General features: G+C 71.8%; 23 protein-coding genes and 2 pseudogenes. 14 read left to right on the top strand and 11 right to left on the bottom strand.

All coding sequences use genetic code 11. The features are described 5' to 3' along the window. Positions 1-12 precede the first annotated feature (12 nt). Positions 13-1,302 carry an MFS transporter gene (locus SSOG_RS26035; protein ID WP_009717242.1) on the bottom strand — a complete coding sequence of 430 codons (1,290 nt, stop codon included), beginning with the start codon at positions 1,300-1,302 and terminating at the stop codon, positions 13-15. A gap of 93 nt (positions 1,303-1,395) precedes the next feature. Between SSOG_RS26035 and SSOG_RS26040 the strand changes: the two genes are divergently transcribed. Further along, the gene (locus SSOG_RS26040) at positions 1,396-2,349 is read left to right on the top strand and encodes a LysR family transcriptional regulator (protein WP_009717243.1); all 954 of its coding nucleotides are present in this window, start codon (positions 1,396-1,398) and stop codon (positions 2,347-2,349) included. Here SSOG_RS26040 and SSOG_RS26045 read toward each other — a convergent pair. Next, positions 2,306-3,046, bottom strand: a complete 741-nt coding sequence (locus SSOG_RS26045; protein ID WP_245606375.1) for a TetR/AcrR family transcriptional regulator — start codon at positions 3,044-3,046, stop codon at positions 2,306-2,308. The genes SSOG_RS26040 and SSOG_RS26045 overlap by 44 nt on opposite strands. A gap of 169 nt (positions 3,047-3,215) precedes the next feature. Here SSOG_RS26045 and SSOG_RS26050 point away from each other — a divergent pair, with 169 nt between their 5' ends. From SSOG_RS26050 to SSOG_RS26070, 5 genes are all read left to right on the top strand, one after another. After that, positions 3,216-4,538 (top strand): UDP-glucose dehydrogenase family protein, encoded by a 1,323-nt coding sequence (locus tag SSOG_RS26050; protein WP_106516461.1) that lies wholly within the window; start codon positions 3,216-3,218, stop codon positions 4,536-4,538. Positions 4,539-4,936: 398 nt separating this feature from the next. Continuing rightward, entirely contained in the window at positions 4,937-5,881 is a 945-nt protein-coding gene (locus tag SSOG_RS26055; RefSeq protein ID WP_245606376.1) for a glycosyltransferase, read from the top strand. Between the two features lie 57 nt (positions 5,882-5,938). Beyond that, a complete protein-coding gene (locus SSOG_RS26060; RefSeq protein WP_009717247.1) occupies positions 5,939-7,567 on the top strand; it encodes an MDR family MFS transporter in 1,629 nt (542 codons plus the stop codon). A gap of 69 nt (positions 7,568-7,636) precedes the next feature. Beyond that, the gene (locus SSOG_RS26065) at positions 7,637-8,398 is read left to right on the top strand and encodes an SDR family NAD(P)-dependent oxidoreductase (RefSeq protein WP_009717248.1); all 762 of its coding nucleotides are present in this window, start codon (positions 7,637-7,639) and stop codon (positions 8,396-8,398) included. Positions 8,399-8,424: 26 nt separating this feature from the next. Next, positions 8,425-8,784 carry a MerR family transcriptional regulator gene (locus SSOG_RS26070; protein WP_208867378.1) on the top strand — a complete coding sequence of 120 codons (360 nt, stop codon included), beginning with the start codon at positions 8,425-8,427 and terminating at the stop codon, positions 8,782-8,784. A 30-nt stretch (positions 8,785-8,814) separates the two neighbouring features. Here the strand turns inward: SSOG_RS26070 and SSOG_RS26075 are convergent, their stop codons facing one another. The 3 genes from SSOG_RS26075 to SSOG_RS26085 all read right to left on the bottom strand — a co-directional run bounded on the left by SSOG_RS26075 (position 8,815) and on the right by SSOG_RS26085 (position 11,386). After that, positions 8,815-9,030, bottom strand: a complete 216-nt coding sequence (locus SSOG_RS26075) for a hypothetical protein (protein ID WP_245606377.1) — start codon at positions 9,028-9,030, stop codon at positions 8,815-8,817. A 29-nt stretch (positions 9,031-9,059) separates the two neighbouring features. Next, complete coding sequence (locus tag SSOG_RS26080) at positions 9,060-10,394, bottom strand: S8 family peptidase (RefSeq protein ID WP_106516462.1); 1,335 nt, start codon at positions 10,392-10,394, stop codon at positions 9,060-9,062. 227 nt (positions 10,395-10,621) lie between these two features. Then, the gene (locus SSOG_RS26085; protein WP_009717252.1) at positions 10,622-11,386 is read right to left on the bottom strand and encodes an alpha/beta hydrolase; all 765 of its coding nucleotides are present in this window, start codon (positions 11,384-11,386) and stop codon (positions 10,622-10,624) included. Between the two features lie 103 nt (positions 11,387-11,489). Here SSOG_RS26085 and SSOG_RS26090 point away from each other — a divergent pair, with 103 nt between their 5' ends. After that, positions 11,490-12,656 (top strand): adenosine deaminase, encoded by a 1,167-nt coding sequence (locus SSOG_RS26090; protein WP_009717253.1) that lies wholly within the window; start codon positions 11,490-11,492, stop codon positions 12,654-12,656. Positions 12,657-12,794: 138 nt separating this feature from the next. Continuing rightward, the gene (locus tag SSOG_RS26095) at positions 12,795-13,112 is read left to right on the top strand and encodes a hypothetical protein (RefSeq protein ID WP_039938728.1); all 318 of its coding nucleotides are present in this window, start codon (positions 12,795-12,797) and stop codon (positions 13,110-13,112) included. Between the two features lie 79 nt (positions 13,113-13,191). Here the strand turns inward: SSOG_RS26095 and SSOG_RS26100 are convergent, their stop codons facing one another. The 5 genes and pseudogenes from SSOG_RS26100 to afsQ1 form a co-directional block, all read right to left on the bottom strand. Then, positions 13,192-13,395: a PspC domain-containing protein gene (locus tag SSOG_RS26100; RefSeq protein ID WP_009717255.1), complete on the bottom strand. Its 204-nt coding sequence runs from the start codon at positions 13,393-13,395 to the stop codon at positions 13,192-13,194. A 69-nt stretch (positions 13,396-13,464) separates the two neighbouring features. Further along, a complete protein-coding gene (locus SSOG_RS26105; RefSeq protein ID WP_009717256.1) occupies positions 13,465-14,040 on the bottom strand; it encodes a VanZ family protein in 576 nt (191 codons plus the stop codon). A 193-nt stretch (positions 14,041-14,233) separates the two neighbouring features. Next, a complete protein-coding gene (locus SSOG_RS26110) occupies positions 14,234-14,851 on the bottom strand; it encodes a hypothetical protein (protein WP_009717257.1) in 618 nt (205 codons plus the stop codon). Next, positions 14,848-16,355 (bottom strand): annotated as a pseudogene (locus tag SSOG_RS58525) (sensor histidine kinase). Before SSOG_RS58525 ends, SSOG_RS26110 begins: the two are co-directional and overlap by 4 nt. A 124-nt stretch (positions 16,356-16,479) precedes the next feature. Beyond that, positions 16,480-17,157 carry a two-component system response regulator AfsQ1 gene (gene afsQ1 / locus SSOG_RS26120; protein WP_009717259.1) on the bottom strand — a complete coding sequence of 226 codons (678 nt, stop codon included), beginning with the start codon at positions 17,155-17,157 and terminating at the stop codon, positions 16,480-16,482. Between the two features lie 197 nt (positions 17,158-17,354). Here afsQ1 and SSOG_RS26125 point away from each other — a divergent pair, with 197 nt between their 5' ends. The 4 genes from SSOG_RS26125 (at position 17,355) to SSOG_RS26140 (ending at position 20,958) form a co-directional block, all read left to right on the top strand. After that, positions 17,355-18,137 (top strand): SigE family RNA polymerase sigma factor, encoded by a 783-nt coding sequence (locus SSOG_RS26125; protein WP_009717260.1) that lies wholly within the window; start codon positions 17,355-17,357, stop codon positions 18,135-18,137. Between the two features lie 290 nt (positions 18,138-18,427). Then, a complete protein-coding gene (locus SSOG_RS26130; RefSeq protein WP_009717261.1) occupies positions 18,428-20,092 on the top strand; it encodes a transposase in 1,665 nt (554 codons plus the stop codon). A 100-nt stretch (positions 20,093-20,192) separates the two neighbouring features. After that, positions 20,193-20,507 (top strand): SCO4225 family membrane protein, encoded by a 315-nt coding sequence (locus SSOG_RS26135; RefSeq protein ID WP_154685982.1) that lies wholly within the window; start codon positions 20,193-20,195, stop codon positions 20,505-20,507. 217 nt (positions 20,508-20,724) lie between these two features. Continuing rightward, positions 20,725-20,958, top strand: coding sequence for a hypothetical protein (locus SSOG_RS26140; protein ID WP_009717262.1), 234 nt, complete (start codon positions 20,725-20,727; stop codon positions 20,956-20,958). Between the two features lie 103 nt (positions 20,959-21,061). Here SSOG_RS26140 and SSOG_RS26145 read toward each other — a convergent pair whose 3' ends face one another. Next, positions 21,062-21,754 (bottom strand): uridine kinase family protein, encoded by a 693-nt coding sequence (locus tag SSOG_RS26145; RefSeq protein WP_009717263.1) that lies wholly within the window; start codon positions 21,752-21,754, stop codon positions 21,062-21,064. On the opposite strand from SSOG_RS26145, the gene SSOG_RS48950 reads away from it, so the two are divergent. Beyond that, complete coding sequence (locus SSOG_RS48950) at positions 21,736-22,035, top strand: SRPBCC domain-containing protein (protein ID WP_078510403.1); 300 nt, start codon at positions 21,736-21,738, stop codon at positions 22,033-22,035. The genes SSOG_RS26145 and SSOG_RS48950 overlap by 19 nt on opposite strands. 13 nt (positions 22,036-22,048) lie before the next feature. Next, positions 22,049-22,249: pseudogene (locus tag SSOG_RS56340) on the top strand (DUF6192 family protein); the annotation flags it as partial. Between the last annotated feature and the right edge of the window lie 148 nt (positions 22,250-22,397).

Here is a 22,397-nt window from a genome sequence, read left to right on the forward strand (position 1 = left end):
CTGAGGGGGGTGTTACGCGTGGGCCGGGGCGGGAGCCATCCGGCGTTCGACCCGGGCCTTGCGCGTCCCGTACAGGGTGATGGCCGTGGCGCCGACGACGGCCAGCAGGCCGAGGGCGACGGTGCCGGTCCAGCCGCCCGTGTGGAAGGCCATGGCGCCGAGCGTGCCGCCCGCGCTGCTGCCGGTGTAGTACGCGGTCTGGTAGAGCGCGGCGGCCTGGGCGCGGCCCGTCTTCGCGGTGCGGCTGACCGCCGAGGAGGCGGCGGCGTGGCCCGCGAAGAAGCCCGCGGTGATCAGGACCAGGCCCAGCAGGACGAGCGCCAGCGAGTCGGCCAGGCTCAGCAGGAGACCGGCGGTGGTCATGGAGACCGCGACGTACAGGGCGCCGCGCCGGCCGAGGCGGCCGACCAGCTTGCCGGTGGCGGCGGAGGAGACCGTGCCGACCAGGTAGATCAGGAAGATCGAGCCGATCATGCTCTGCGAGAGCCCGAAGGGCTCGTCCACCAGCCGGTAGCCGATCACCGTGTAGACGCCGCCGAAGACGGTCATGAAGAGCGCGCCGATGGCGTACAGGCGGCACAGCAGCGGGTCGGACAGGTGCCGGGTCACGGTGCGGGCCAGGGCCCGCGGGCTGACCGCGGCGGGGGAGAAGTTCCGGGCCTTGGGGATCAGCAGCCGGAAGGCGATCCCGCACACCAGCGCCATGACGCCGACCGCCGCGAGGCCCATCCGCCAGCCGTAGTCGTCGGCGACCCAGCCGGTGATGAGGCGGCCGCTCATGCCGCCGACGCTGTTGCCCGCCACGAACAGCCCGATCGCGCCGACCAGCGCCCGCGGTTCGACCTCCTCGGAGAGGTACGCCATCGCGGAGGCCGGAATTCCGGCGATCGCCGCGCCCTGGACGGCGCGCAGTGCGATCAGCCAGCCCAGATCGGGGGCGTACGGCACGACCAGCGCGACCGCCACCGCGACCGTCAGCGAGACGGTCATCATCGTGCGGCGGCCGAACCGCTCGGACAGGGCGCTCAGCGGGACGACCATCAGCGCCAGCGCCAGGGTGGCCGCCGAGACGCTCCAGCTGGCCTGGTCGGCCTGGACGTGGAGATCGTCGGAGATCGCGGGGAGCAGCGCCTGGGTCGAATAGAGCAGGGCGAAGGTCGCGAGTCCGGCCGTGAAGAGCGCGAGTCTCATCCGGATGTAGCCGGGGCGGCCGGGGGCCATGCGCTCGGGAGCAGAAGAGACGGGCGGTGCGGAGGCGTCCACGCGGCTGTGGGTGGACGCCCCGGTATCAGCGGGAGGCATGCTTCGAAGGTAAGGACTCGGGGTTTGATGCGTCCAATGCACGAAATCGCGATAATCAATCCAGTGCAGCATCAGCAAAGGTCAGGACCGTTTATGTCACGCATCCGCAACGAAAACGACATTCCGGTGACAGTCGAGGTCGAGGGTGAGTCCTGGGCCGCGGCCCTGACGCCCCGCCTCGCGCAGTTCGCCGCGGTCGCCCGCCACGAGCACGTCACCCGCGCCGCCCAGGAGCTGGGGGTGCCCCAGTCGACGCTCAGCCGGGCGATGGTGCGGCTGGAGGAGGACCTGGGCGTGGCGCTGTTCGCCCGCCGCGGCCGTACGGTGGCGCTCACCCCGGCCGGGGGTACGTTCCTGCGCTCGGTGGAACGGGCGCTGGCCGAGGTGGACCGGGCCGCCGAGTCCGTACGGGCCGACGCGGACCCGGCGGCGGGCCGCATCGCGTTCGGCTTTCTGCACACGCTGGGCTCGGAGACCGTACCCGGCCTGATCCGCGGCTTCCGCGCCTCCCACCCCCGGGTCCGCTTCCAGCTGGTCCAGAACTACGGCCAGGCGATGATCGAGCGGATGCGGGCGGGCGGCCTCGACCTGTGTCTGACCTCACCCGTCCCCGACGCCCCCGACCTGGTCGCCCGCCGCCTGGACGAACAGCGGCTGCGGCTGGTGGTGCCGGACGACCACCGGCTGGCCGGGCGCCGCCGGGTCCGGCTCGCCGAGGCGGCGACGGAGCTGTTCGTGACGCTGGAGCCGGGGTACGGGCTGCGCCGGATCACCGACGCCCTGTGCGCGGAGGCGGGCTTCACCCCGAAGATCGCCTTCGAGGGGGAGGAGGCGGAGACGCTGCGCGGGCTGGTCGCCGCGGGGCTCGGCGTGGCGCTGCTGCCGCCGCCCGCCGTGCCCCGCCCGGGGGTCGCGGAGCTGACGGTCACGGCGCCGCGCGCGGTCCGTGAGATCGGCGTGGCCTGGCTGGACGGCCACCCCGACACGCCTCCGGTGGCCGCCTTCAAGCGGTTTCTGCTGAGCCGTCGCGGTCAGCTTCTCGACTGAGGTTCTCCCGGTCGGCGTCCTCGCAGCCGGTGTTCTCCCGACCGGTGTTCTCCCGGCTGAAGTTCGCGGCGTCCGGGCTGATCAGGACGTCGATCCCGGCCCGCAGGAACTGCTCGAAGACGTCCTGGTTCTCCGCCGAGGCCAGCGCGGGGGACTGGATGGTGCCGCGCATCAGGCTGGTGCCGAGCACCCACGCCACCAGCAGCTCGGCCCGCACCTCGGCGTGCGGACCCGTCAGGCGGGCGGCGAACCGCTCGGTGAACAGGTCGGTCAGTTCCTCGCGAAACCGTCCGATGGCCTCGTCGCGGCTGGAGGAGCGGAGCACGGTGAGCACGGGGTGGGGGAAGTCGGCGTCCTTGGGCTCCCCGGCGATCAGGGCGCTGAACCAGTCCGCGACGCAGTCCAGGGGCACGTCGAGCAGCGGCTCGAACACCTTGCGGTTGCTCGACACCGTGTCGAACAGCGCCTCCTTTGAGCCGAAGTACCGGTAGACGAGCGCGGCGTCCACGCCGACGTCCCCGGCGATGTCGCGCACGCTGGTGCCGTCGTAGCCGTACCGGCCGAAACGGAAGGCGGCGGCGGACATCAGGGCGGTGCGCGTCCGCTCGGCGCTGCGCTTGCGCGCGGGCGGGCAAGCGGGCGTGGCGGCGGGTGCGGCAGAGGCCCCCGAAGTCCGGTCGTTCGCTGGTTCGTTCACCCAAAACTCCTCGCGCAGTACGGCCCGTCGCCGGTCGCCCATCCTCCAGGCTCTGCCGACTGTCTCAAAGTCACCGATCGTTGTCAGCGCTTGTTGACTTTCCGTCGGACGCGCCTGCACGATGATCGATAAGTCAACGATCGATGACTTAGGGGTTGGGAGATCAACTGTGTCTGAACGACGTGTCGCCGTGATCGGAACCGGCTATGTCGGACTGACCACCGGCGCCTGCCTGGCGTCCCTGGGCCACCACGTGGTGTGCGCGGACGCCGACTCCCAGAAGGTCCAGCGGCTGCGGCGGGCCGAGGTCGACATCCTCGAACCCGGCCTGCCGGACCTCGTACGGGACAGCGTGGCCACCGGCCACCTGGAGTTCACCCAGGACACCGCGGCCGCCGTGGCCGAAGCCGACGTCGTGTTCCTGTGCCTGCCCACGCCCATGGGCGCCGGCGGCGCCGCCGACCTGGCCGCCGTCGAGACGGTGGCCGGGGAGATCCGCACCGTCCTGCCGCAGAACAGCGTGGTCGTCAACAAGTCCACCGTGCCCGTCGGCACCGCGGAGCGCGTCGCGGACCTGCTCGGCCGCCCGGACGTGACGGTGGTGAGCAATCCGGAATTCCTCCGCGAGGGCCGGGCCGTGCACGACTTCATGCACCCGGACCGCATCGTCATCGGCGCCGCTGACCGGGAGGCCGGGCAGCGCGTGGCCGACCTGTACGGCACGCTCGACGCGCCCGTCGTGCTGACCGACGCCGCCAGCGCCGAACTGGCCAAGTACGCGGCCAACTTCTTCCTGGCCATGAAGCTGTCCTTCGCCAACAACCTGGCCACCCTCTGCGAACACTTCGGCGCCGACATCGGCGACGTCACCGACGGCATCGGCCACGACCCCCGCATCGGCCCCGCGTTCCTGCGGCCCGGCCCCGGCTGGGGCGGCTCCTGCCTGCCCAAGGACACCCACGCCCTGCTGACGATCTGCCAGGAGGCCGGGGTGGACTTCCCGCTGCTGCGGGCCACCATCGAGACCAACGTCGAGCACCAGCACCGGCTGGTCGAGCGCATCGTCGCCGAGTCCGCGGCCGCGGACGGCTCGCTGCACGGCGTACGGCTCGCCCTGCTCGGCCTGACCTTCAAGGCGGGCACCTCCGACCTGCGCGACTCACCGGCCCTGGCCATCGCCCGGCTCCTGAAGGAGCGCGGTGCCGAACTCCTCGCCTACGACCCGGCGCTGGAGGGCATCCGCCGCCCCGACCTCAGCGATCTGCTCACGGTCGTGGACGACCCGCTGGACGCGGCGGCCGGAGCGGACGCGTGCGTCGTCCTCACCGAGTGGCCGCAGCTGCGGGACCTCGACTGGGAGGCCATCGCCGGGCGGCTCGCCACCCCCACCGTCCACGACTTCCGCAACCTCCTCGACCCGGTCCGGCTGGAGCGGGCCGGGCTGCGGTGGTACGGCGTCGGCCGCACGCCCGCCCTGGCGCCGCGCGGCTGAGCCGTACGCGACGCTCCGGCGCCGTACGGGACGCTCCGGCGCCGTACGGGACGCCCCGACGCCGTACGCGACGCAGCCCGGCTACGTCACCGAACCGACCGAACAGAAAGGTTCACCCCCATGCGGGTCCTGTGCACCACAACCGGCAGCGCCTCCCACGGGCGCGCCCAGCTCCCCCTGCTCCGCGCGCTCGCCGCGGCCGGACACGAGGTGCTGGTGGTCACCAACCCCGGCCTGGCACCGGTCTTCCAGGACGAGGGAGGGCCGCGTGACCACCGTCATGCCCGACCTCGACCCCCGCGCCCGGATGCAGGAGCGCGCCGACGCCATGGCCGACCTGCCGGAGGGCGACACGGCCGCGCTGCATTTTTTTTTTGGGACGGCTGATGTTCCGCGGCATGGCGGGCACCGGGGCGAAGATCTCCCTGGAGGCCGTCTTCCCGACGGCGAAGGAGTTCCAGCCCGACCTCATCCTGCGCGACGGCATGGACATGGGCGCCTGCCTGATCGCCGAGCGGCTGGGCATACCCCATCTGCCCACCCCCTCCGGCGCCGTCAACATCCTCGACCCCGCCGATGTGCTGCCGTACCTCAACGCCAGCCGCGAGGAAGTGGGACTGCCCACCCACGACGACCCGCTGTCCATCGCGCCGTACGGGCGCGTCGACTGCGTGCCGCCGGAGCTGACCTTCGCCCGGAACCTGCCGCCGACGTTCTCGTACCGGCAGACCGTGGACGTCGAGCGGGCCTCCGTCCTGCCGCGCTGGGTCGCCGAACTCCCCACCGACCGGCCCCTGGTGTACGCCGCCATCGGCACCGCGATGCCGAAGATGCTGGAGCTGATGGACGCCGCCGAAGGAGGACCGGAGCTGCCCCCCGGGTTCCCGGACCCCACGGCCACGCTGCGCACCATCGCCGACGCCGTGTCGCGGCTGGAGGAGTGCACCGTCGTCCTCACCACGTCGGGCGTCCCGCTGGACACCGACAGCCTGCCGTCGAACGTGCACGTCACCGAGCGGCTGCCGCAGCCCATCCTGCTGGAATCCGTCGACGTGTTCCTCACCCACGGCGGCTTCAACAGCATCCGTGAGTCGCTGCGCACCGCCACCCCGCTGGCCGTCCTGCCGCAGTTCGGCGACCAGCACGCCAACGCGCGCCGGGTGGAGGAGCTGGGCCTCGGCCGCCACGTCACCGACACCACCCCCGAGGGCATCGCCGCCGTCTGCCGGGAGGTCCTCGCCGACGACGCCATCACCGCCCGGGCCCGTACGGCACGGCTGGCGATGCTGGCCACGCCGGGCATCGAGACCGCCGTCGGCGACCTGGAGAAGCTCGCCGGATAACCCTGCCCCGTACGCCGAACGCCACGACGCGACCCCCGGGAAGAGACGGACCTCCTCGTGACCACCTCCGACACGACCGAGCGGGGCGCGGGCCCCGACGCGGACGGCCCGCCCGTACGGCTCACCCACCGCCAGATCACCACCGTCATGTCGGGTCTGGTGCTCGGGATGTTCCTGGGGGCGCTCGACGGGACCGTGGTGTCGTCCGCACTGCGCACCATCGCGGACGACCTCCACGGCCTCACCGCCCAGGCCTGGGTGACCACGGCCTACCTGATCACCGCCACCATCGCGACCCCGCTGTACGGCAAGCTCTCCGACATCCACGGCCGCCGCCCGGTCTACCTGGCCGCGATCGTGCTGTTCACCCTCGGCTCGCTGCTGTGCGGGATCGCCACCTCGATGTACGAGCTGGCGGCCTTCCGGGCGGTGCAGGGCCTGGGCGGCGGCGGGCTGATGTCGCTCGCCATGACGATCGTCGCCGACATCACCTCGCCCCGGGAACGCGGCCGCTACCAGGGCTACTTCATGGCGGTGTTCGGCGGATCGAGCATCGTCGGGCCGCTCATCGGCGGCGCGTTCGCCGGACGCGGTGTCCTGCTGGGGATCGACGGCTGGCGCTGGATCTTCCTGATCAACGTGCCGCTGGCGATCCTGGCCATCACCGTGATCCTGCGGGTGCTGCACCTGGTCCCGCACCGCCCGGTGCGGCACCGCCTCGACTACGGCGGCGCGGCCGCCCTCGCCGTCGGTCTGGTCCCGCTGCTCACCGTGGCCGAACAGGGCCGCAGCTGGGGCTGGGGCGCGCCGCTGTCGCTGGCCATGTACGCGATCGGGGTGCTGGGCCTGGCCGGGTTCGTGCTGGTGGAGCGGCGGATGGGGGACGCGGCGCTGCTGCCGCCGCGGATGTTCCGCATCACGTCGTTCCGGCTCGGCACGACGCTGCACTTCATCGTCGGCATCGGCATGTTCGGCGCGATGACGACGCTGCCGCTGTATCTCCAGCTGGTCAAGGGCATGAGCCCGATCGGGGCCGGTCTGGCCACGCTGCCGACCGTCGCGGCGAACCTGACGGTCACGCTGGTCGTCGGCCGGCTGATCGCCAAGACGGGCCGGTTCAAGGTCTACCTGGTGACGGGCGTCGGCTCGTTCGCGGCCGCCATGGTCGTCTACGCGACGCTGGGCGTGGACAGCCCGATGTGGCACGTCTCCCTCGGCATGGTGTTCATGGGCGCCGGACTGGGCGCGGCCATGCAGACGCTCACCACCCTCGCCCAGAGCGAGGTGCCCCGGAAGGACATGGGCGCCGCGACCGCGGGGGTCAACTTCTTCCGCTCCAACGGCGGCACGGTGGGCGCCGCCGCCTTCGTCTCCATCCTCTTCTCGTTCGCGGGGACACGGATCGGCGACCGCTTCACCGAGGCGCTCCAGCAGCCCTCGTACCGCAAGCTCGCCGAACAGCCCGCGAACGCGGAGGCCCTGAAGGCGGCCGTCGGCCCCGGCGGCAAGGTCAACCTGGAGGACTCCGCGTTCCTGCACACCCTCGACCCCCGGGTCGCCCAGCCCTTCCTGGAGGGCTACGTCAGCTCCCTGCGGATCGTGTTCCTCACCGGCGCCGCCGTGATCCTGCTGGCCTTCCTGATCGCCGCCTGGCGGGTGCCGGACCTGACGCTGTCGGACGAGTAGGCACTTCGGACGAGACGCAGTGGGCGCCGCTTGACCTTGCCGCTGGCGGCAGGGTCGGACGATCACGGCATGGACACCAGCACCGCACCGCAGAGCCGCAGGATCGCCGTCGTCACCGGGGCCGGGACGGGGATCGGCCGTGCCACCGCCCGGGCCTTCGCCGCCGGGGGCGCCCAGGTGCTCGCCGTCGGACGGCGGGCCGAACCGCTCCACGAGACCGCCGCCGGTCACCCGCGGATCACCCCGCTGACCGCGGACATCACCGCCGAGGGAGGGCCCGAGCGCATCGTCCGCACCGCGCGGGAGGCGCACGGCCGGCTGGACGTGCTGGTCAACAACGCGGGCATCGTGCGCGGCGGCGCCCTCGGCGCCCTCACACCGGAGATGATCGACCCGCAGATCGCCACCAACCTGATCGCCCCCATCCTGCTGGCCCAGGCCGCGCTGCCCCTGCTGGAGGCGGCCGGCGGGGTGATCGTCAACGTGAGCACCTCGGTGGGGCAGCGGGCCTGGCCCGGCAGTTCGGTCTACGCGGCGACCAAGACCGCGCTGGAACTGCTCACCCGCAGCTGGGCGGTCGAACTGGCACCCCGCGGCATCCGCGTGGTCGCGGTCGCCCCCGGCGCGATCGAGACCCCGATCGGCGAACACCAGGGCCTGACACCGGAACGGAGGGCCGCGGTGCGGGAATGGCAGCTGGCCCACACCCCGCTGGGCCGTATAGGACGGCCCGAGGAGGTGGCCCGGGCCATCACCCAACTCGCCTCACCCGAGGCGTCGTTCACCACCGGAGTCGTGCTCCCGGTCGATGGCGGAGCGGTCGTGGCGTGATAGGTGTGGCCCCGGAGGTGGCACGGGTGAGGATCGGCGAGTTGGCGAAGGCGACCGGGACGACCCCGCGTGCGCTGCGGCACTACGAACAGGCCGGGCTGATCTCCTCCGAGCGGGCCCCCAACGGCTACCGCGTCTACGGCGAACGGGCCGTAATCCGGGTCCGCAACATCCGCCATCTGCTGGCCGCCGGACTCACCCTCGACGACGTCCAGGTGTTCCTGCCCTGCCTGGACGGCGATGTGGCCGCCGCACCGCCGTCGGACAAGGGCCTGCGCGTCGCGTGGGAACGGCTGGCGGTCCTCAACGAACGGATCGCCGCCCAGACCGAGGCCCGCGACCGGCTGGAATCCGCGCTCCGCCACACGACCCGCCCGGGGGCCTGACCCTCCGTCCCCGACAGAGGGCCAGGCCGCTCACTGCAACGGCGCATCCGGCGGCGGAATGCCGACGATGCGCTCCCGGTCGACGGCCTCCACCCCGTCCACCGCCTCCAGCACCGGGATGCGGTCCTCGGCGATGGTGCCGGACAGCGAGCCGAGCAGGGGCTGTTCGCCGGTGACCGCGAGACCGGCCGCGCGGGCGGCCCGTACGACCTCCGCGAACCGGTCGGGGTCGACCGAGACGATCACCCCGACCGGTCCCTCGTGCCCGGGGCCCGTCACGGCGCCTGGAGCAGGCCCGCGCCGACATCCGCGGCGGGCTGCGGCAGCGGGTACGCCCCGGAGAGCAGCCGGGACCGAAGCCCCTCCCCCGTCGCCTCCGGCGCCGCCTGGGCGATCAGCGCGAGGACACCGGCGGCGTGCGGACAGGCCATGCTGGTGCCGCGCAGCGACTGGTACTTGCCGCCCGGGGCGGCCGAGAACACACCGACGCCGGGCGCCGCGAGGTTGATCTCGCCGCCTGGGCCGTTGATGGCGCCGCACGAGAAGAACGCCGTCGACAGGTCCTTGTCGACGGCTGCGACCGCCAGCACCGACGGGCAGTTGGCGGGGCGTCCGACGGGGGCTACGAACCCTGGCCGGTCGCTCTCGTTGCCCGCCGCGGCGATGATGACCGTCCCGCGCTGGAGCGCGCGCCGGGCCACGTTCTCGTACGTCTGCGGGAAGAGCTCTCCCGGCATGACCTGGGCGCCGAGCGACATCGAGATCACCCGTGCGCCGTTGGCGACGGCCCAGGCCATACCCGCCAGGATCTGGCCGTCGCTGCCGGTGCCGCGGGTGCCCAGCACCTTGCCGGCGAGGATCCTCGCCTCGCCCGCCACGCCGTAGCGGGGCGCGTGCTCGGGTTTGGCGGGACCGGCGACGGTGCCGATGCAGTGCGTACCGTGGCCGTGGCCGTCCTCCACGCTCTCGCCCGGCACGAACGAGGCCGTCAGCTCAAGACATCCGGCCAGGTCCGGATGGCCGGTGTCCACCCCGGTGTCCAGGACGGCGACCTTCACCCCGCGCCCGGTCAGATGCGAGAGGTTGGCCCGGATCGCCTGCTGTCCCCAGGTGGTGCTCTGCTCGTCCCAGGCCGGGCCCAGCGAGGAGGCGAGCTCGGCCCGGGTGTGCCGGTCGACCTCGTCCTCGTCGCTGCGGTAGGTCGGGAAGAACCCGGTCAGCGTCCGCTGCGGCTCGGTGATCACCGAGGCGTACACCAACCGTTCGGGCTCGGCCGCGATGATGGTGGGCTCGGTCTCTGCCGTGGTCACCAGCGTGTGCCGCTGGTCGGGCTGCACTTCGACGACGGCGGCGCCGAGTTCGTCGAACAGCACCGAGACATCGGGGCGTTGGAGCAGCTCGGCGGCGCCGGCGGGCTCGGTCCCGCGGACGCGTTCGACGGACGCTATCCCCGCGGACGAGCGCAGCGCGTCCAGTCCGCGTTCCGTCTCCCGCTGGTCGAGCAGCACCACATACCGGCCGGTGTACTCGGTGGCGTGGGGCATGAGCGGCACGTCGGCCCGCTCGGGATGTTCGCCATTGGGCGGCCTGCCCATGGATCCGTTCGTCATGGGGATTCTCCGCTTCTGTGCGCTTCCCCCGTGCTGTTTGGGGGCGCGCGCCGATGCGCGGAGTGTCGGGCGCCAAGGCTGTCGGGGCGGTCCGCCGCGTACCGGCGCGGTGCCATCGCCCACTTCGAGGCGGTCGTCCCACGGTCGTGTCGCGCTCGCCTCGCGGGCGCCCCCTCATCCACCGTCACGCCGCTGACGGGCCACCGCAACTCAGGCCGTACGGCGGCTCAGCGCCGCAGCGTCGAGCCGAAGCCCGCGGCCAGCGGCATGCGCAGGCCCAGCGGGGGCGGCGCGGCCAGGGCGTCGGCCACCGGGCGGGAGTAGCCGGTGGCGAAGAGGGAGCCGAGGAGGAAGTCGATGGCCAGCGCCTGGACCTCGGAGCGGTGCTGGTGCATCCCGTGCCCGTCGGTGTGCACCTCGAAGCGGCACACATCGCGGTTGACCTTCTTGGCCCGTTCGGCGAACCGGTACGACAGCTCGGGGTCCACGCGCTCGTCGTTCGTGCCGTGGGCGATCAGCACCTGCCGTCCCACCAGGTGCTTGACCGGTTCGGGCTCCAGCGCGTCCGGCTCCGGGAGCCAGGGCGCCAGGGCCACCACCGAGGCGACGGCGGGATGCCCGGCGGCGCGCAGCGCGGCGCGGGCGCCCATGCCGTGGCCCGCGAGGCACACGGGTACGTCGCCGTAGCGCCGTACGACCTCCTGGGTGGCCCATTCGGCGTCGGCGGCGGCGGCCGCGTCGGGCCCGTTCCAGCCGCGGCACCGGTAGTGGACGACATGGGCGGCCAGCCCCTCCTCCTGGCCCGCCCGGACCAGCCGCCGGGCCAGCGGCAGCACGGGCGCGGGGGACATCCGGGTGGGCCGCCGGGTGCCGCCGTCCGGATCACCGCCCGGAAGCAGCAACACCACACCGTGCACGGTCCTCCGCGAGGCGGCCGCGCCCATCGGCCGCCCCAGCCGGGCGCCCCGTTCGGGCAACGCTTGCTGAGCCATGGCAAAACGATCGCAGAACGGCGGGTGGAGTCCACTACCCGTGCGGGTCACTGTTCCGTATCTATCCGCGACGGTCTACGCGCGTAGGGGCTATGGTGCGCAGATGACGAGCGAGCACACCCACCAGCCCACCCCCGAACAGATCCGCCGTGCCCCCAAGGTGCTGCTGCACGACCACCTCGACGGTGGGCTGCGCCCCGGCACGATCATCGACCTCGCCCGGGAGACCGGGTACGAGGCGCTGCCGGAGAGCGAACCGGACAAGCTCGGCCTCTGGTTCCGCGAGGCGGCCGACTCCGGCTCGCTGGAGCGGTACCTGGAGACGTTCGCCCACACCTGCGCCGTCATGCAGACCCGGGACGCGCTGGTCCGGGTCGCCGCCGAATGCGTCGAGGACCTGGCCGAGGACGGCGTCGTCTACGCCGAGATCCGCTACGCCCCCGAGCAGCACCTCACCCAGGGGCTCACCCTGGAGGAGGTCGTCGAGGCGGTGAACGACGGCTTCCGCGAGGGTGAGCGGCGGGCCCGGGAGAACGGCCACCGGATCCGCGTCGGCGCCCTCCTCACCGCGATGCGCCACGCCGCCCGCGCCCTGGAGATCGCCGAACTCGCCAACCGCTACCGCGACCTCGGCGTCGTCGGCTTCGACATCGCGGGCGCAGAAGCGGGCTTCCCGCCCACCCGCCACCTGGACGCCTTCGAATACCTGAAGCGGGAGAACAACCACTTCACGATCCACGCGGGCGAGGCGTTCGGGCTGCCCTCCATCTGGCAGGCGCTCCAGTGGTGCGGCGCCGACCGGCTGGGCCACGGGGTGCGCATCATCGACGACATCAAGATCGCCGACGACGGCTCCATCACGCTGGGCCGCCTCGCCTCGTACGTCCGGGACAAGCGCATCCCGCTGGAGCTGTGCCCGACCTCCAACCTCCAGACGGGCGCGGCCACGTCGTACGCGGACCACCCCATCGGGCTGCTGCGCCGCCTGCATTTCCGGGCGACCGTGAATACGGATAATCGTCTGATGAGCGGTACGAGCATGAGCGTCGAATTCCAGCACCTGGTCTCGACGTTCCAGTACACGCTGGACGACATGCAGTGGTTCACCGTTAATGCGATGAAGTCGGCCTTCATTCCTTTCGGTGAACGTCTGGCGATGATCAATGACGTGATCAAGCCTGGGTATGCTGAATTGAAGTCCGAATGGCTGTTCCGGCAGGTGGGCACGGTCACCGCTGTGACCAGGGATTCTACGGTCGAGGGCAGCTGATCGTACGGACGGAAGAAAAGGTCGGGGAAAGGGTTCGGCGGCCCTTCGGTGACCGCCTTTCCCTGTTTGCGGGCGTCCGAAAGCCAGGGCTACGTTTCCGTATCGGTCAAGACCCCCGTCTGCAAGGACAGATTTCTGATGAAGCAGGGAACCCTCAAGACCCTCGGCGTGATGGCCCTCGGTGCTGCCGCCCTCGTGGCCGGAGGCGGCGTCGCGTCCGCGGCCGGCACCCCCGGCCCCCACGGCCATGCCACCTCCGCCGTCCCCGGCGGCCAGGGCGCCGGGGCCTCCGCCCCGCAAGCGTCGGTCCCCGGCAAGGCGGTCCCCGGCAAGCCCGGCAGCGGCCCCGCCGCCGGCCGGCCCAGCCAGCCGGAGCCGCAGGGCCTGCTGGGCAACCTCGGTGGGCTCGGCGGGCTCAAGAACCTGCCGACCAGCAACCTCATGCGACTGGGCTGATCCTCCGTCCGGCGCCCGGCCGGGCCGCACACCCGCCTCGGGTGTGCGGCCCGGCCGTGTCGTCACCGGCGGACTGCCGTCACCAGGCCTCGCGGTAGGACTCCTCCGCCGGTAGGAGGATCCACAGCGCGATGTAGAGCAGGAACTGCGGGCCCGGCAGCAGACAGGAGGCCAGGAAGATCACCCGCATCGTGGTCGGGGTCGTCCCGAACCGGCGGGCCAGCCCGGCGCAGACACCGGCGATCATCTTCTCGTTGCGGGGGCGTACCAGTGCGGCGGCCATGATGGCGGCTCCTCGGCGTATCGGATTCGTACCGTCCCGGGCCGTGTTGCCCGAGCTCGTACCTTTACGCTAGGTCCGCGAGCCGGAGGAGGCGTCGCTCCAGGGGGCGAGGCCGACCCTGGTCATCGTCGGGGTCATCGTCCGGCCGCTCTCCTCCCGGGGGAGGGCGGCGCCCCCGACCCGGTCGGCCCGGCGGCGGACCAGGGTCCGTACGGCGGGCACCACCAGCAGATGCGCGAGCGCGACCCCGAGGGTGTTCAGCAGCAGCGCGTCCACGCTCACGATCTGGCCGGTCACCTCGCTGCGCAGCAGGGCGATCGCCATGGCCGTCATCGCCCCGGTGAAGGTCGTCCGCACGAACGAGGCGAACGGGTACGCGTCCACCCGCCCCCCGGCCAGCGGCAGCAGCACCCCCAGCGGCGCGAGCAGCAGCAGCCCCCCGCCGATCGAACGGGCCGCGGCCCACGGGGTGAGCGCCAGATCGGCGCGGATGGCGCCCAGCGGTTCGAGGGTCTCGGCCGTCACCCACGGCACGGTCAGCGGGCGCAGGGTCAGCCAGCAGACGAACGCAAGGTGGGCGACGAGGAGAGCGAAACCCGCGGCGCGGTAGCGGAAGGCGGCCCGACGGCCGAAACGACCCTGCACGTATCCCAGGACGCAACCGGCCGGGCTCGCGGTTCCGCGCGCACCGCGCTGGTCAGTAACGGGTTACCGACTGGTCGGTTACTGGATCGTCACGGGAAACGGCCCGGGAACGGGCGGCGAACCACAGGGAATCGGTCAGTCCGCCGGTCAGGACGCCAGCGCCCCATCAGGACTCCGGCGCACCCGCGTCCCGTCAGGACACCAGCACCCCGGAGTTCACCGCGACCTCCGGACGGTTCCGCATCTCCTCGGTGCACTCGTACCGCTTCAGCGGGTCCCGGTCGCTGTCCGGGCCGCCGAGCACCACCTTGTGCTCCTCGTCCGCCGCCGCCGAGCCCGCGAAGGTGCAGATGATCTGCGCGAGCGCGTACGGCGGCAGCTCCTCCGGCGGCCGGTTCAGCCGCAGCGCCCCGTCCGGGTCACCCTTCGCCGGACCGCCGACCGTGACCCACTCCTCCACCGCGGTGGAGAACCCGGCCGAGGACTCGGACGCCGAGGGCGGCTGCCGCAGCTGATCCAGCAGCGCCCGGGCCGCCTCCACCCGCTCGATCGGCGCCTTCCGCTCCGACAGCTGCGCGTTCCGGTTCACCGACAGGATCCGCGAGGTGCACAGCAGATAGATCCGTACGGACACCCGGCCCGCCCCCTCGGCGGCCCGCCCCGTATCCGGCGCCCGGCACGACGCGCGCGAGGGCGCGGCCCCGGCGTCCACCGGCACCGAGGTGCCGCGTATGCCGCACCCGGCCGCCAGCAGCGCGACCACGACGGTCAGCAGCAGGGCGGCGGGCCGCCGGGTCGCTCGCGGGCTCATGGCGCGCCCCCTTCGTATCTACGGCCGCCCTCGGCACCTTCGTCGTCCTTGCCGGGCTCGCCGTTGCGCTCCTTGACCTTCCGGTCCTCGATCGAGGCGAGGCGCGAGGCATCCATGGGCAGCCGCAGCGTGAAGACGGCCCCGCCCTCCGGCGAGTTCGCGGCGCTGATGTCACCGCCGTGGATGTGCGCGTTCTCCATCGCGATCGACAGCCCCAGACCGCTGCCCTCCGAGCGGGGCCGGGAGGCGCTCGCCTTGTAGAAGCGGTCGAAGACATGCGGCAGCACGTCCTCCGGGATGCCAGGACCGTGGTCCCGCACCTTGATCAGCAGATCCTCGCCCTCGGGCAGTACGGACACCCGTACGGGGGAGCCGCCGTGCTTGAGCGCGTTCCCGATCAGGTTCGCCAGGATGACGTCCAGCCGCCGCGGATCCAGCCGGGCCACGATCCCGCGTGCCGCGTCCAGCTCCACCGCGTCCAGCCAGGCGCGCGCGTCGATGCACGCCGTCACCTGGTCAGCGACATCGACGTCGTCGAGCACCAGCCGGGCGGTGCCCGCGTCGAAGCGGGTCACCTCCATCAGGTTCTCCACCAGGTCGTTCAGCCGCCGGGTCTCGCTGACCACCAGCTGCACCGCCGGGGCGATCATCGGGTCGAGCGCGTCGGCCTCCTCCTCCAGCACCTCGGTGACCGCCGTGATCGCGGTGAGCGGGGTCCGCAGCTCATGCGACATGTCCGCGACGAAGCGCCGACTGGACGCCTCCCGCGCGCTCAGCTCCGCCACCCGCTTCTGGAGCCGCTCCGCGGCCCGGTTGAAGGTGTGCGACAGATTGGCCAGCTCGTCCGAGCCTGAGACCTGGAGCCGGGTGTCGAGATGCCCCTCGCCCAGCCAAGTTCGCCGCCTCGCCCAGCCGCTGCACCGGCCGCAGCACGGTGGCCGCGGCCGCCTGCGCGAGCAGCGCGGAGCCGACCAGCGCCAGGGCGGTGGCGATGCCCAGCGACCAGGCGAGCGAGTTCAGGTCCTGGCGCTCGGTGTCCAGGGACTTGAGCATGTAGCCGGTCGGCCCGCCGCCGTTCACCTTCGCCCCGCCCACCAGGTACGGGGTGCCGTCCAGCGTGATCCGCTGCCAGTAGAGGTGGTACGGGGCGGCCTGCGACCCCTCGGCGGCGCGCCGCTCGTCCACCGCGCGCCGCAGCACCCCCGGCACCGCCTTCGTGGTGAACAGATCCGGCGCGGAGGCCGCCGTACAGCCGCTGCCGCCCCGGGTGACCAGCAGCACCTCGTACTTCTGCGTGTTGTCCGCCATGCGGTCCGCCGCGTCCTGAAGCTCAGGACAGGTCGGCGTGACCGGCAGCGGATCGGTGTCGTCCTTCAGCGCCTTGCGGAACTCGTCCAGCGCCGCGTCCCTGGGTGCGCGTCAGCACCGCGTCACGGTTCAGCCAGTACGCGATCGCCGACGCGGACACCGCCGCCGCCAGCGCCACCAGGCCGAAGACCAGCATCAGCCGCAGCCTCAGGCTGAGCCACCGCAGAATCCCCGCGGCCCAACCCCGGGCCCGGCCGGGCTCCTCGCTCACACCGCTCAATTCCGTACGTCTCCGCCCCACCCGTGCGCACCCGCGCCCCTCACGCCGGAGCGTCCAACCGGTACCCGACCCCACGCACCGTGCGGATCAGCGTCGGCGACGACGGCACGTCCTCCACCTTGGCGCGCAGCCGCTGAACGCACGCGTCCACCAGCCGGGAGTCACCCAGATAGTCGTGTTCCCACACCAGCCGCAGCAGCTGCTGCCGCGACAGCGCCTGCCCAGGCCGCCGGCTCAGCTCCAGCAGAAGCCGCAGCTCGGTGGGGGTGAGCTGGAGATCCTCGCCGTTCTTGGTCACCGTCATGGCGGCCCGGTCGATCACCAGGCTGCCGAAGGACGCCGCGTCGTTCGCCTCCCGTTCACCGCGGCGCAGCACCGCGCGGATACGGGCGTCCAGCACCCGCCCCTGCACGGGCTTCACCACATAGTCGTCCGCGCCCGACTCCAGCCCCACGACCACGTCGATGTCGTCGTTGCGGGCCGTCAGCAGAATGATCGGCAACTGGTCGGTGCGGCGGATACGGCGGCACACCTCGAAGCCGTCGATCCCGGGCAGCATCACATCCAGCACGATCAGATCCGGCCGCTGCTCGCGCAGCAGCTTCAGACCGTCCTCACCCGTCGCCGCGGTCGCCACACGGTGGCCCTGGCGGGACAGGGAGAGTTCCAGCGCCGTGCGGATGGCGTCGTCGTCCTCGATCAGCAACAGGAAAGGCACGTTGGTCATTCTGGCCTACAAGGGGCCTGTAGTTCGACCGTCGGGTCTTCACCAGCTTGATCGCCTGTGACGAGCCTGTGACAGTCGGCAGACAGCGCCATGAAACTGGTTCGGCAGAGTCTTCTGTGCACCGGCCGGAACGAGCGGCCGGGCAGCCAGCAGACGACCGAGCAGGCTCCACCGACGGGGGGCGCGACATGAGCACACTGCACTACACCCACAACAGCGCAGTCATTCGCACGCGTCTCCACGACGCCGGCCGGAGCGCGGAGAAGTCCGGTGCCGTGAGCGGGCGGGGGTGCGCTCGCGGCACCGGGCGTCAGCGGCCGCCGTACATGGTGGCCATTGACGCGAACTCGGGGGCCGGGGAGGGCCCCGGGGGGAACGGGGGTCCCGGGGGGGACCACGGGGGCAGCTCGTACAGGGAGGCAGAGGGGGAGCGGCGCACGCAGAGCGGGGCGGAAGCGGAATTCACCGCGTACGTCCAGGAGCGCCGCGCCTCCCTGTACGCAACCGCCTACCACCTGACCGGCGACCGGTTCGAGGCCGAGGACCTGCTCCAGAGCGCGCTGTTCTCGACCTACCGGGCCTGGGACCGGATCAGCGACAAGGCCGCGGTCGGCGGCTACCTGCGCCGCACCATGACCAACCTGCACATCAGCGCCTGGCGCCGGCGCAAGCTCAGCGAGTACCCGACGGAGGAGCTGCCGGAGACGGTCGGCGACCAGGACGCGATGCGCGGCACCGAACTGCGCGCCGTCCTCTGGCAGGCCCTGGCCCGGCTCCCCGAACTCCAGCGCACGATGCTGGTCCTGCGGTACTACGAGGGCCGGACGGATCCGGAGATCGCGGACATACTCAACATAAGTGTCGGAACGGTCAAGAGCAGCATCTGGCGTTCACTGCGCCGGATGCGCGAGGACGACAGCCTCAGCTTCGGCCGTGACGAGGAAGAGTCCTTCGGCGAACTCGTCGCCTGAGGGCAGGGGAAAACGGGGGCCGGTGCTCGGGGGAGCGCCGGGGCGAATGGGGAAAACGGGGGAAACGAGAAAATGGGGGAAACGGGGTAAAACGGGGAAACGGGATCGGGGGATCCCAACGGGAGAGCGGGTCCGGACGGCCAAGGTTCGGACCCGCTGCCGTTTGCCCGTGTACGAGTGCGCTTCCGCAAGCCTGAGTGAGTGCTGACGCCTGGCGGCCGGGACGGAACGAAAGTGCGTCTGTCGAATGCGTGACCTTCGCGGGTGGAAGTCGTTGGACGGAGCAAGCGATGCTTCGATGCCGACTGGGGGTGACGGGGTTGGGTGGGGTGCGAGAGGTGGCGGCGCCGTTCGTGGTGCCCGGCCCAACGGGGGTGGCCATCCGGGCCCGGTTACGCGTGTCGGAGAGCGATGCGGCGGTACTGGCCGAGGTGGGGGTGTTCCTCGGCGCCCTGGCCGCGGGTGATCTCGCGGTGCGTTCCCGGCAGGGCCTGGAGCACCGCAGTCAGACCTGGGCGGTGCGCAAGCGGGAGTTGACCGCCGTCTCGTCGGCGCGGTGGGCGGGCAGTATCACCAAGGCCACCCATGACCAGTGGGCCTTGGCCCGGCGCGGGCACGCCGCTGAGATGGCGTGGCTGCGCAAGCAGATCGCGTCGATCGAGGCGCGGCTGGCGCGTCCGCTGGGGGCGAAGGCGGACAAGCGGGAAGGGCTGCCGCGCGGCTACGGCTTACGGGTCGAGTGGCATGCCAAGTCCCGGCGCCTGCACGCGCTGCGGGCCCGGCTGGCCAGGCTGGGGGAGGACTGGGCGGCGGGCCGCGTGCGGGTGACACGTGGCGGGAAGAAACTCGCGCACCTGCGCCACCACCTGGACCAGGCCGGACTGAGCGAGCAGGCGTGGCGGGAGCGGTGGCGAGCGGCGCGGATGTTCCTGGCCGCCGACGGCGAGTCCGGCAAACATCTGGGCAACGAGACGATTCGCATCACCGCCACCGGACAGCTCTCGATCAAACTCCCCGCCACACTGGCCCGTCTGGCCAACGCACCGCACGGCCGGTATGTGCTGGACGTGACCGTCGCGTTCACGCACCGGGGCCAGGAGTGGCGGGACCGCATCACCGCGAACCGGGCGGTGGCCTACCGCATCCACCACGATGTGATCCGCGGCCGCTGGTATGTGACCGCCTCCTGGCAGCGCGCCCCCGCCCCGATCCTGCCGCTGGAAGCGGCGCTTTCCCGAGGCGTGGTCGCCGTCGACATGAACGACGACCACCTGGCCGCCTGGCGCCTGGACATCCACGGCAACCCGGTCGGTGAACCCCACCGCTTCTTCTACGACCTGTCGGGGAGCGTCCAGCATCGAGATGCCCAGATCCGGCATGCCTTGACCCGGCTGCTGCACCACACCCGCGCCACCGGGGCAGGGGCGATCGCGATCGAGGACCTGGACTTCAATGACGGCCGGTGCCGGGAGAGGTACGGCCGCAACAAACGCTTCCGCCGCCTGATCTCCCGCTTCCCCACCGCGAAGCTGACGGCGCGGCTGGTGGCGATGGCCGCCGAGCAGGACATCGCGATCGTCGCGGTCGACCCGGCCTATACCTCCCGGTGGGGCGCCCAGCACTGGCAGCAGCCCATGACCGCCAGCAACCGCAAGGTTTCCCGGCACGATGCGGCCAGCATCGCGATCGGGCGACGCGCCCTCGGACACCCGATCCGGCGACGGACGGCACCGCCCCCGCACGACCAGAGCGATCGTGTTGGGCATCGGACCGCCCAGGCCCGACCGGAGACCCGACGGCGTGAGGGACCCCGCCCCCGCCTTCCCGGACCACGGACGAGATCCGTGCCGCCCGGCAGCGGAGCGAACGCGGGCGACCAGCATGCCCAACACCGTTCGGGGCGCGCGGCTGAGCATGGGTTCTGGCATCAGGACTCACTCCCGCTCAGTCTTTAGGAACGGTCTGTCCGGGCCCGCTCGCGTGTGTGGTCGTACGGAGCGGTTTGAGTACGGATACTCATGCTCCCGTATCGCCCGTTTCGGCAGGCTGATCCGCATGCTGATCCGCAGGAAGACAAGCGACGTTCTACGACGCGTCCTCGATGTGGTCGCGGGCGACTGGCTCTCCCGCGGCTACCTCGCCGTGGTCTTCGCCCTGTTGGCCTGGGCCTGGACGGACGCCAGCTTCTTCCCGTACGACGACGCCTCGTTCGCGGCGGTCGTGCCCGCCCTGTTCACGGCCCCGGCCAGCCTGCTCTTCGTCCTCCTCCCGGAGGGCACCGAGGGCTCCTACTTCGGCCTGGTCACGGCGGCGGCCGTGCTCAACGCCACCGCGATCACCCTCCTGGCCCGTACGGCGCGCAGCGCCTGAGCGTATCGGGGGAGTTCCGGTTCCCCAAAGCGCGGCATTTCTTTGATTTCCCTAGTCTCTCCGATGGCCCCTCTTGCGGAGTAAATCGCGCTGCTACTGTCTTCCGCATCGCCCCTGCGGGCCTGAATTTCGGCAGCGGAATCTCGTTGCGAAAGGCGCGGTCGGGCAGGGGCGGGAATGACTCAATTGTGTACCCCGCGCTCAATTGGAGAGTCGAATGAAGAAGACCCGACGCGCAAAGGCGCTCGCTGCGGCCGCCGTCGTCACGGCGGCCCTCGCCCTGCCCCTCGTCTCGGCGGGCACGGCCTCCGCTGAGACCAACCTTCTGCCGCACTACACGCACTCCTTCCTCGAGTGCCAGACGCTGGGCAACAAGGCGGCGCAGCAGGGTCAGCTGGACGGTTTCAAGTGTGTCAAGCAGGGCAGCTGGGTCGTCATGTACCCCTGGTAAACAGCCCCTTTCGGTGGCCTTATCCGGCTGCGGGCTGAATGCCACGGCGGGGCGCCGCAATTGCGCGGCGCTTCGCTGTTTTCGCGTGTCGCTTTAGGCGCCTTTACGTCCGTACGCCCTCGAGGGCGCGATCCGCCGCGCCCGCCGCCGCTATCCGCGCCAACGCCGCGTCCCGGCCACACGCGTACGCGCCCAGCGCCGTCTGCCGCTCCACGATGCCGCGCTCCGACCGCATCAGCCGCCACCCCCGCCGCACCAGATACGCCGCCGACTTGCGCCCCTCCCGCAGATCGCGCAGCAGCCGCCGCCGGAACGTCGTCGAGGGCCGCCCCCGCAGGCAGATCGCGTCCGCCAGCAACCCCAGCGCCCGGCACCGGTCGATGATGTCCGCCGCGAAGATCCCCTCCGCCACGAACAGCGGCGCCCGCCCGATGTCCATGGACTCCTCGCCCACCCGCGAACTGGACGCGATCTCGTACACCGGCACGGTCGTCCGCCCCGTACGGCACAACGCCTCGACCGCCCCCACCGCCGCATCCGCGTCCCACGACAACGGCGAGTCCCAGTCGGCCCCTCCACCCCCGTCGAGCTGCGGGAGCGTCGGGTCGTCCCCCTCCTTGTAGAAGTCGTCGAGATTCAGCACGGGCAGCCCGGTACGGGCCGCGAGGGACGACTTTCCCGAACCGGAGGGCCCGGTGAGCAGGACGACGCGTGCGAAGGCGGGAGGAAGGGTCACGGAACACCAGTGTGAACCATTCCCCACCCCCGCATGAACCCATGGGATCGCTCCGGCCATTCCTGGAACTCTGGAAGGCCCTGACCGACCCCGAGTTCACCCGGCGCTGGTGTGGCTCCGGCGAAGGTGCCGTGGCCGTCGAGTCCGACTGGCGTCCCGGGTCCCCCGTCACCCACCGATTCGCCGGTGCGGACGCCCCGTTCATGCGCGGCGAGGTGATCGAGGCCGACCCGCCTCACGTACACCGTCGGGCTTCGTCCCCACCCCCGACAACCCCACCCCGGACCCCCGCCGTGCCACCGCCGACTTCCACCTCGAAGAGACGGGCGTCGCCCAGGTGAAGCTGACCGTGCACAGCACCGACCCGCGCGCCGACATGCGGGCAACAGGTCAACGAGGGCTGGGCCGTCGTGCCACATCGACCGGACGGTGGAGTTCCTGGACCTGGTCACCGCCTGCCACTCGTTCGTGGCCGCGGCCGACCGGGCGGTCCCCGCTCTTCGGGGCCGCACCCTCGGCGAGGACGAGCGGACGATCGTCCACGAGAACGTAGCTCCGACACCCTCCGGTTCGTGCTGTTCGACCCCAGACCCGCGGGGCAGGGACGACGGCTGACCCTTACCCCGCCTCTTCCTCGGCAGAGGCCACGGCCGCCGAACCACACCCGGATGGTTCGACCGCGAAGCGGTTCTGAGTTCGGCTT

Source organism: Streptomyces himastatinicus ATCC 53653 (assembly GCF_000158915.1).
In the GTDB taxonomy this organism is placed as follows: Bacteria; Actinomycetota; Actinomycetes; order Streptomycetales; family Streptomycetaceae; genus Streptomyces; species Streptomyces himastatinicus.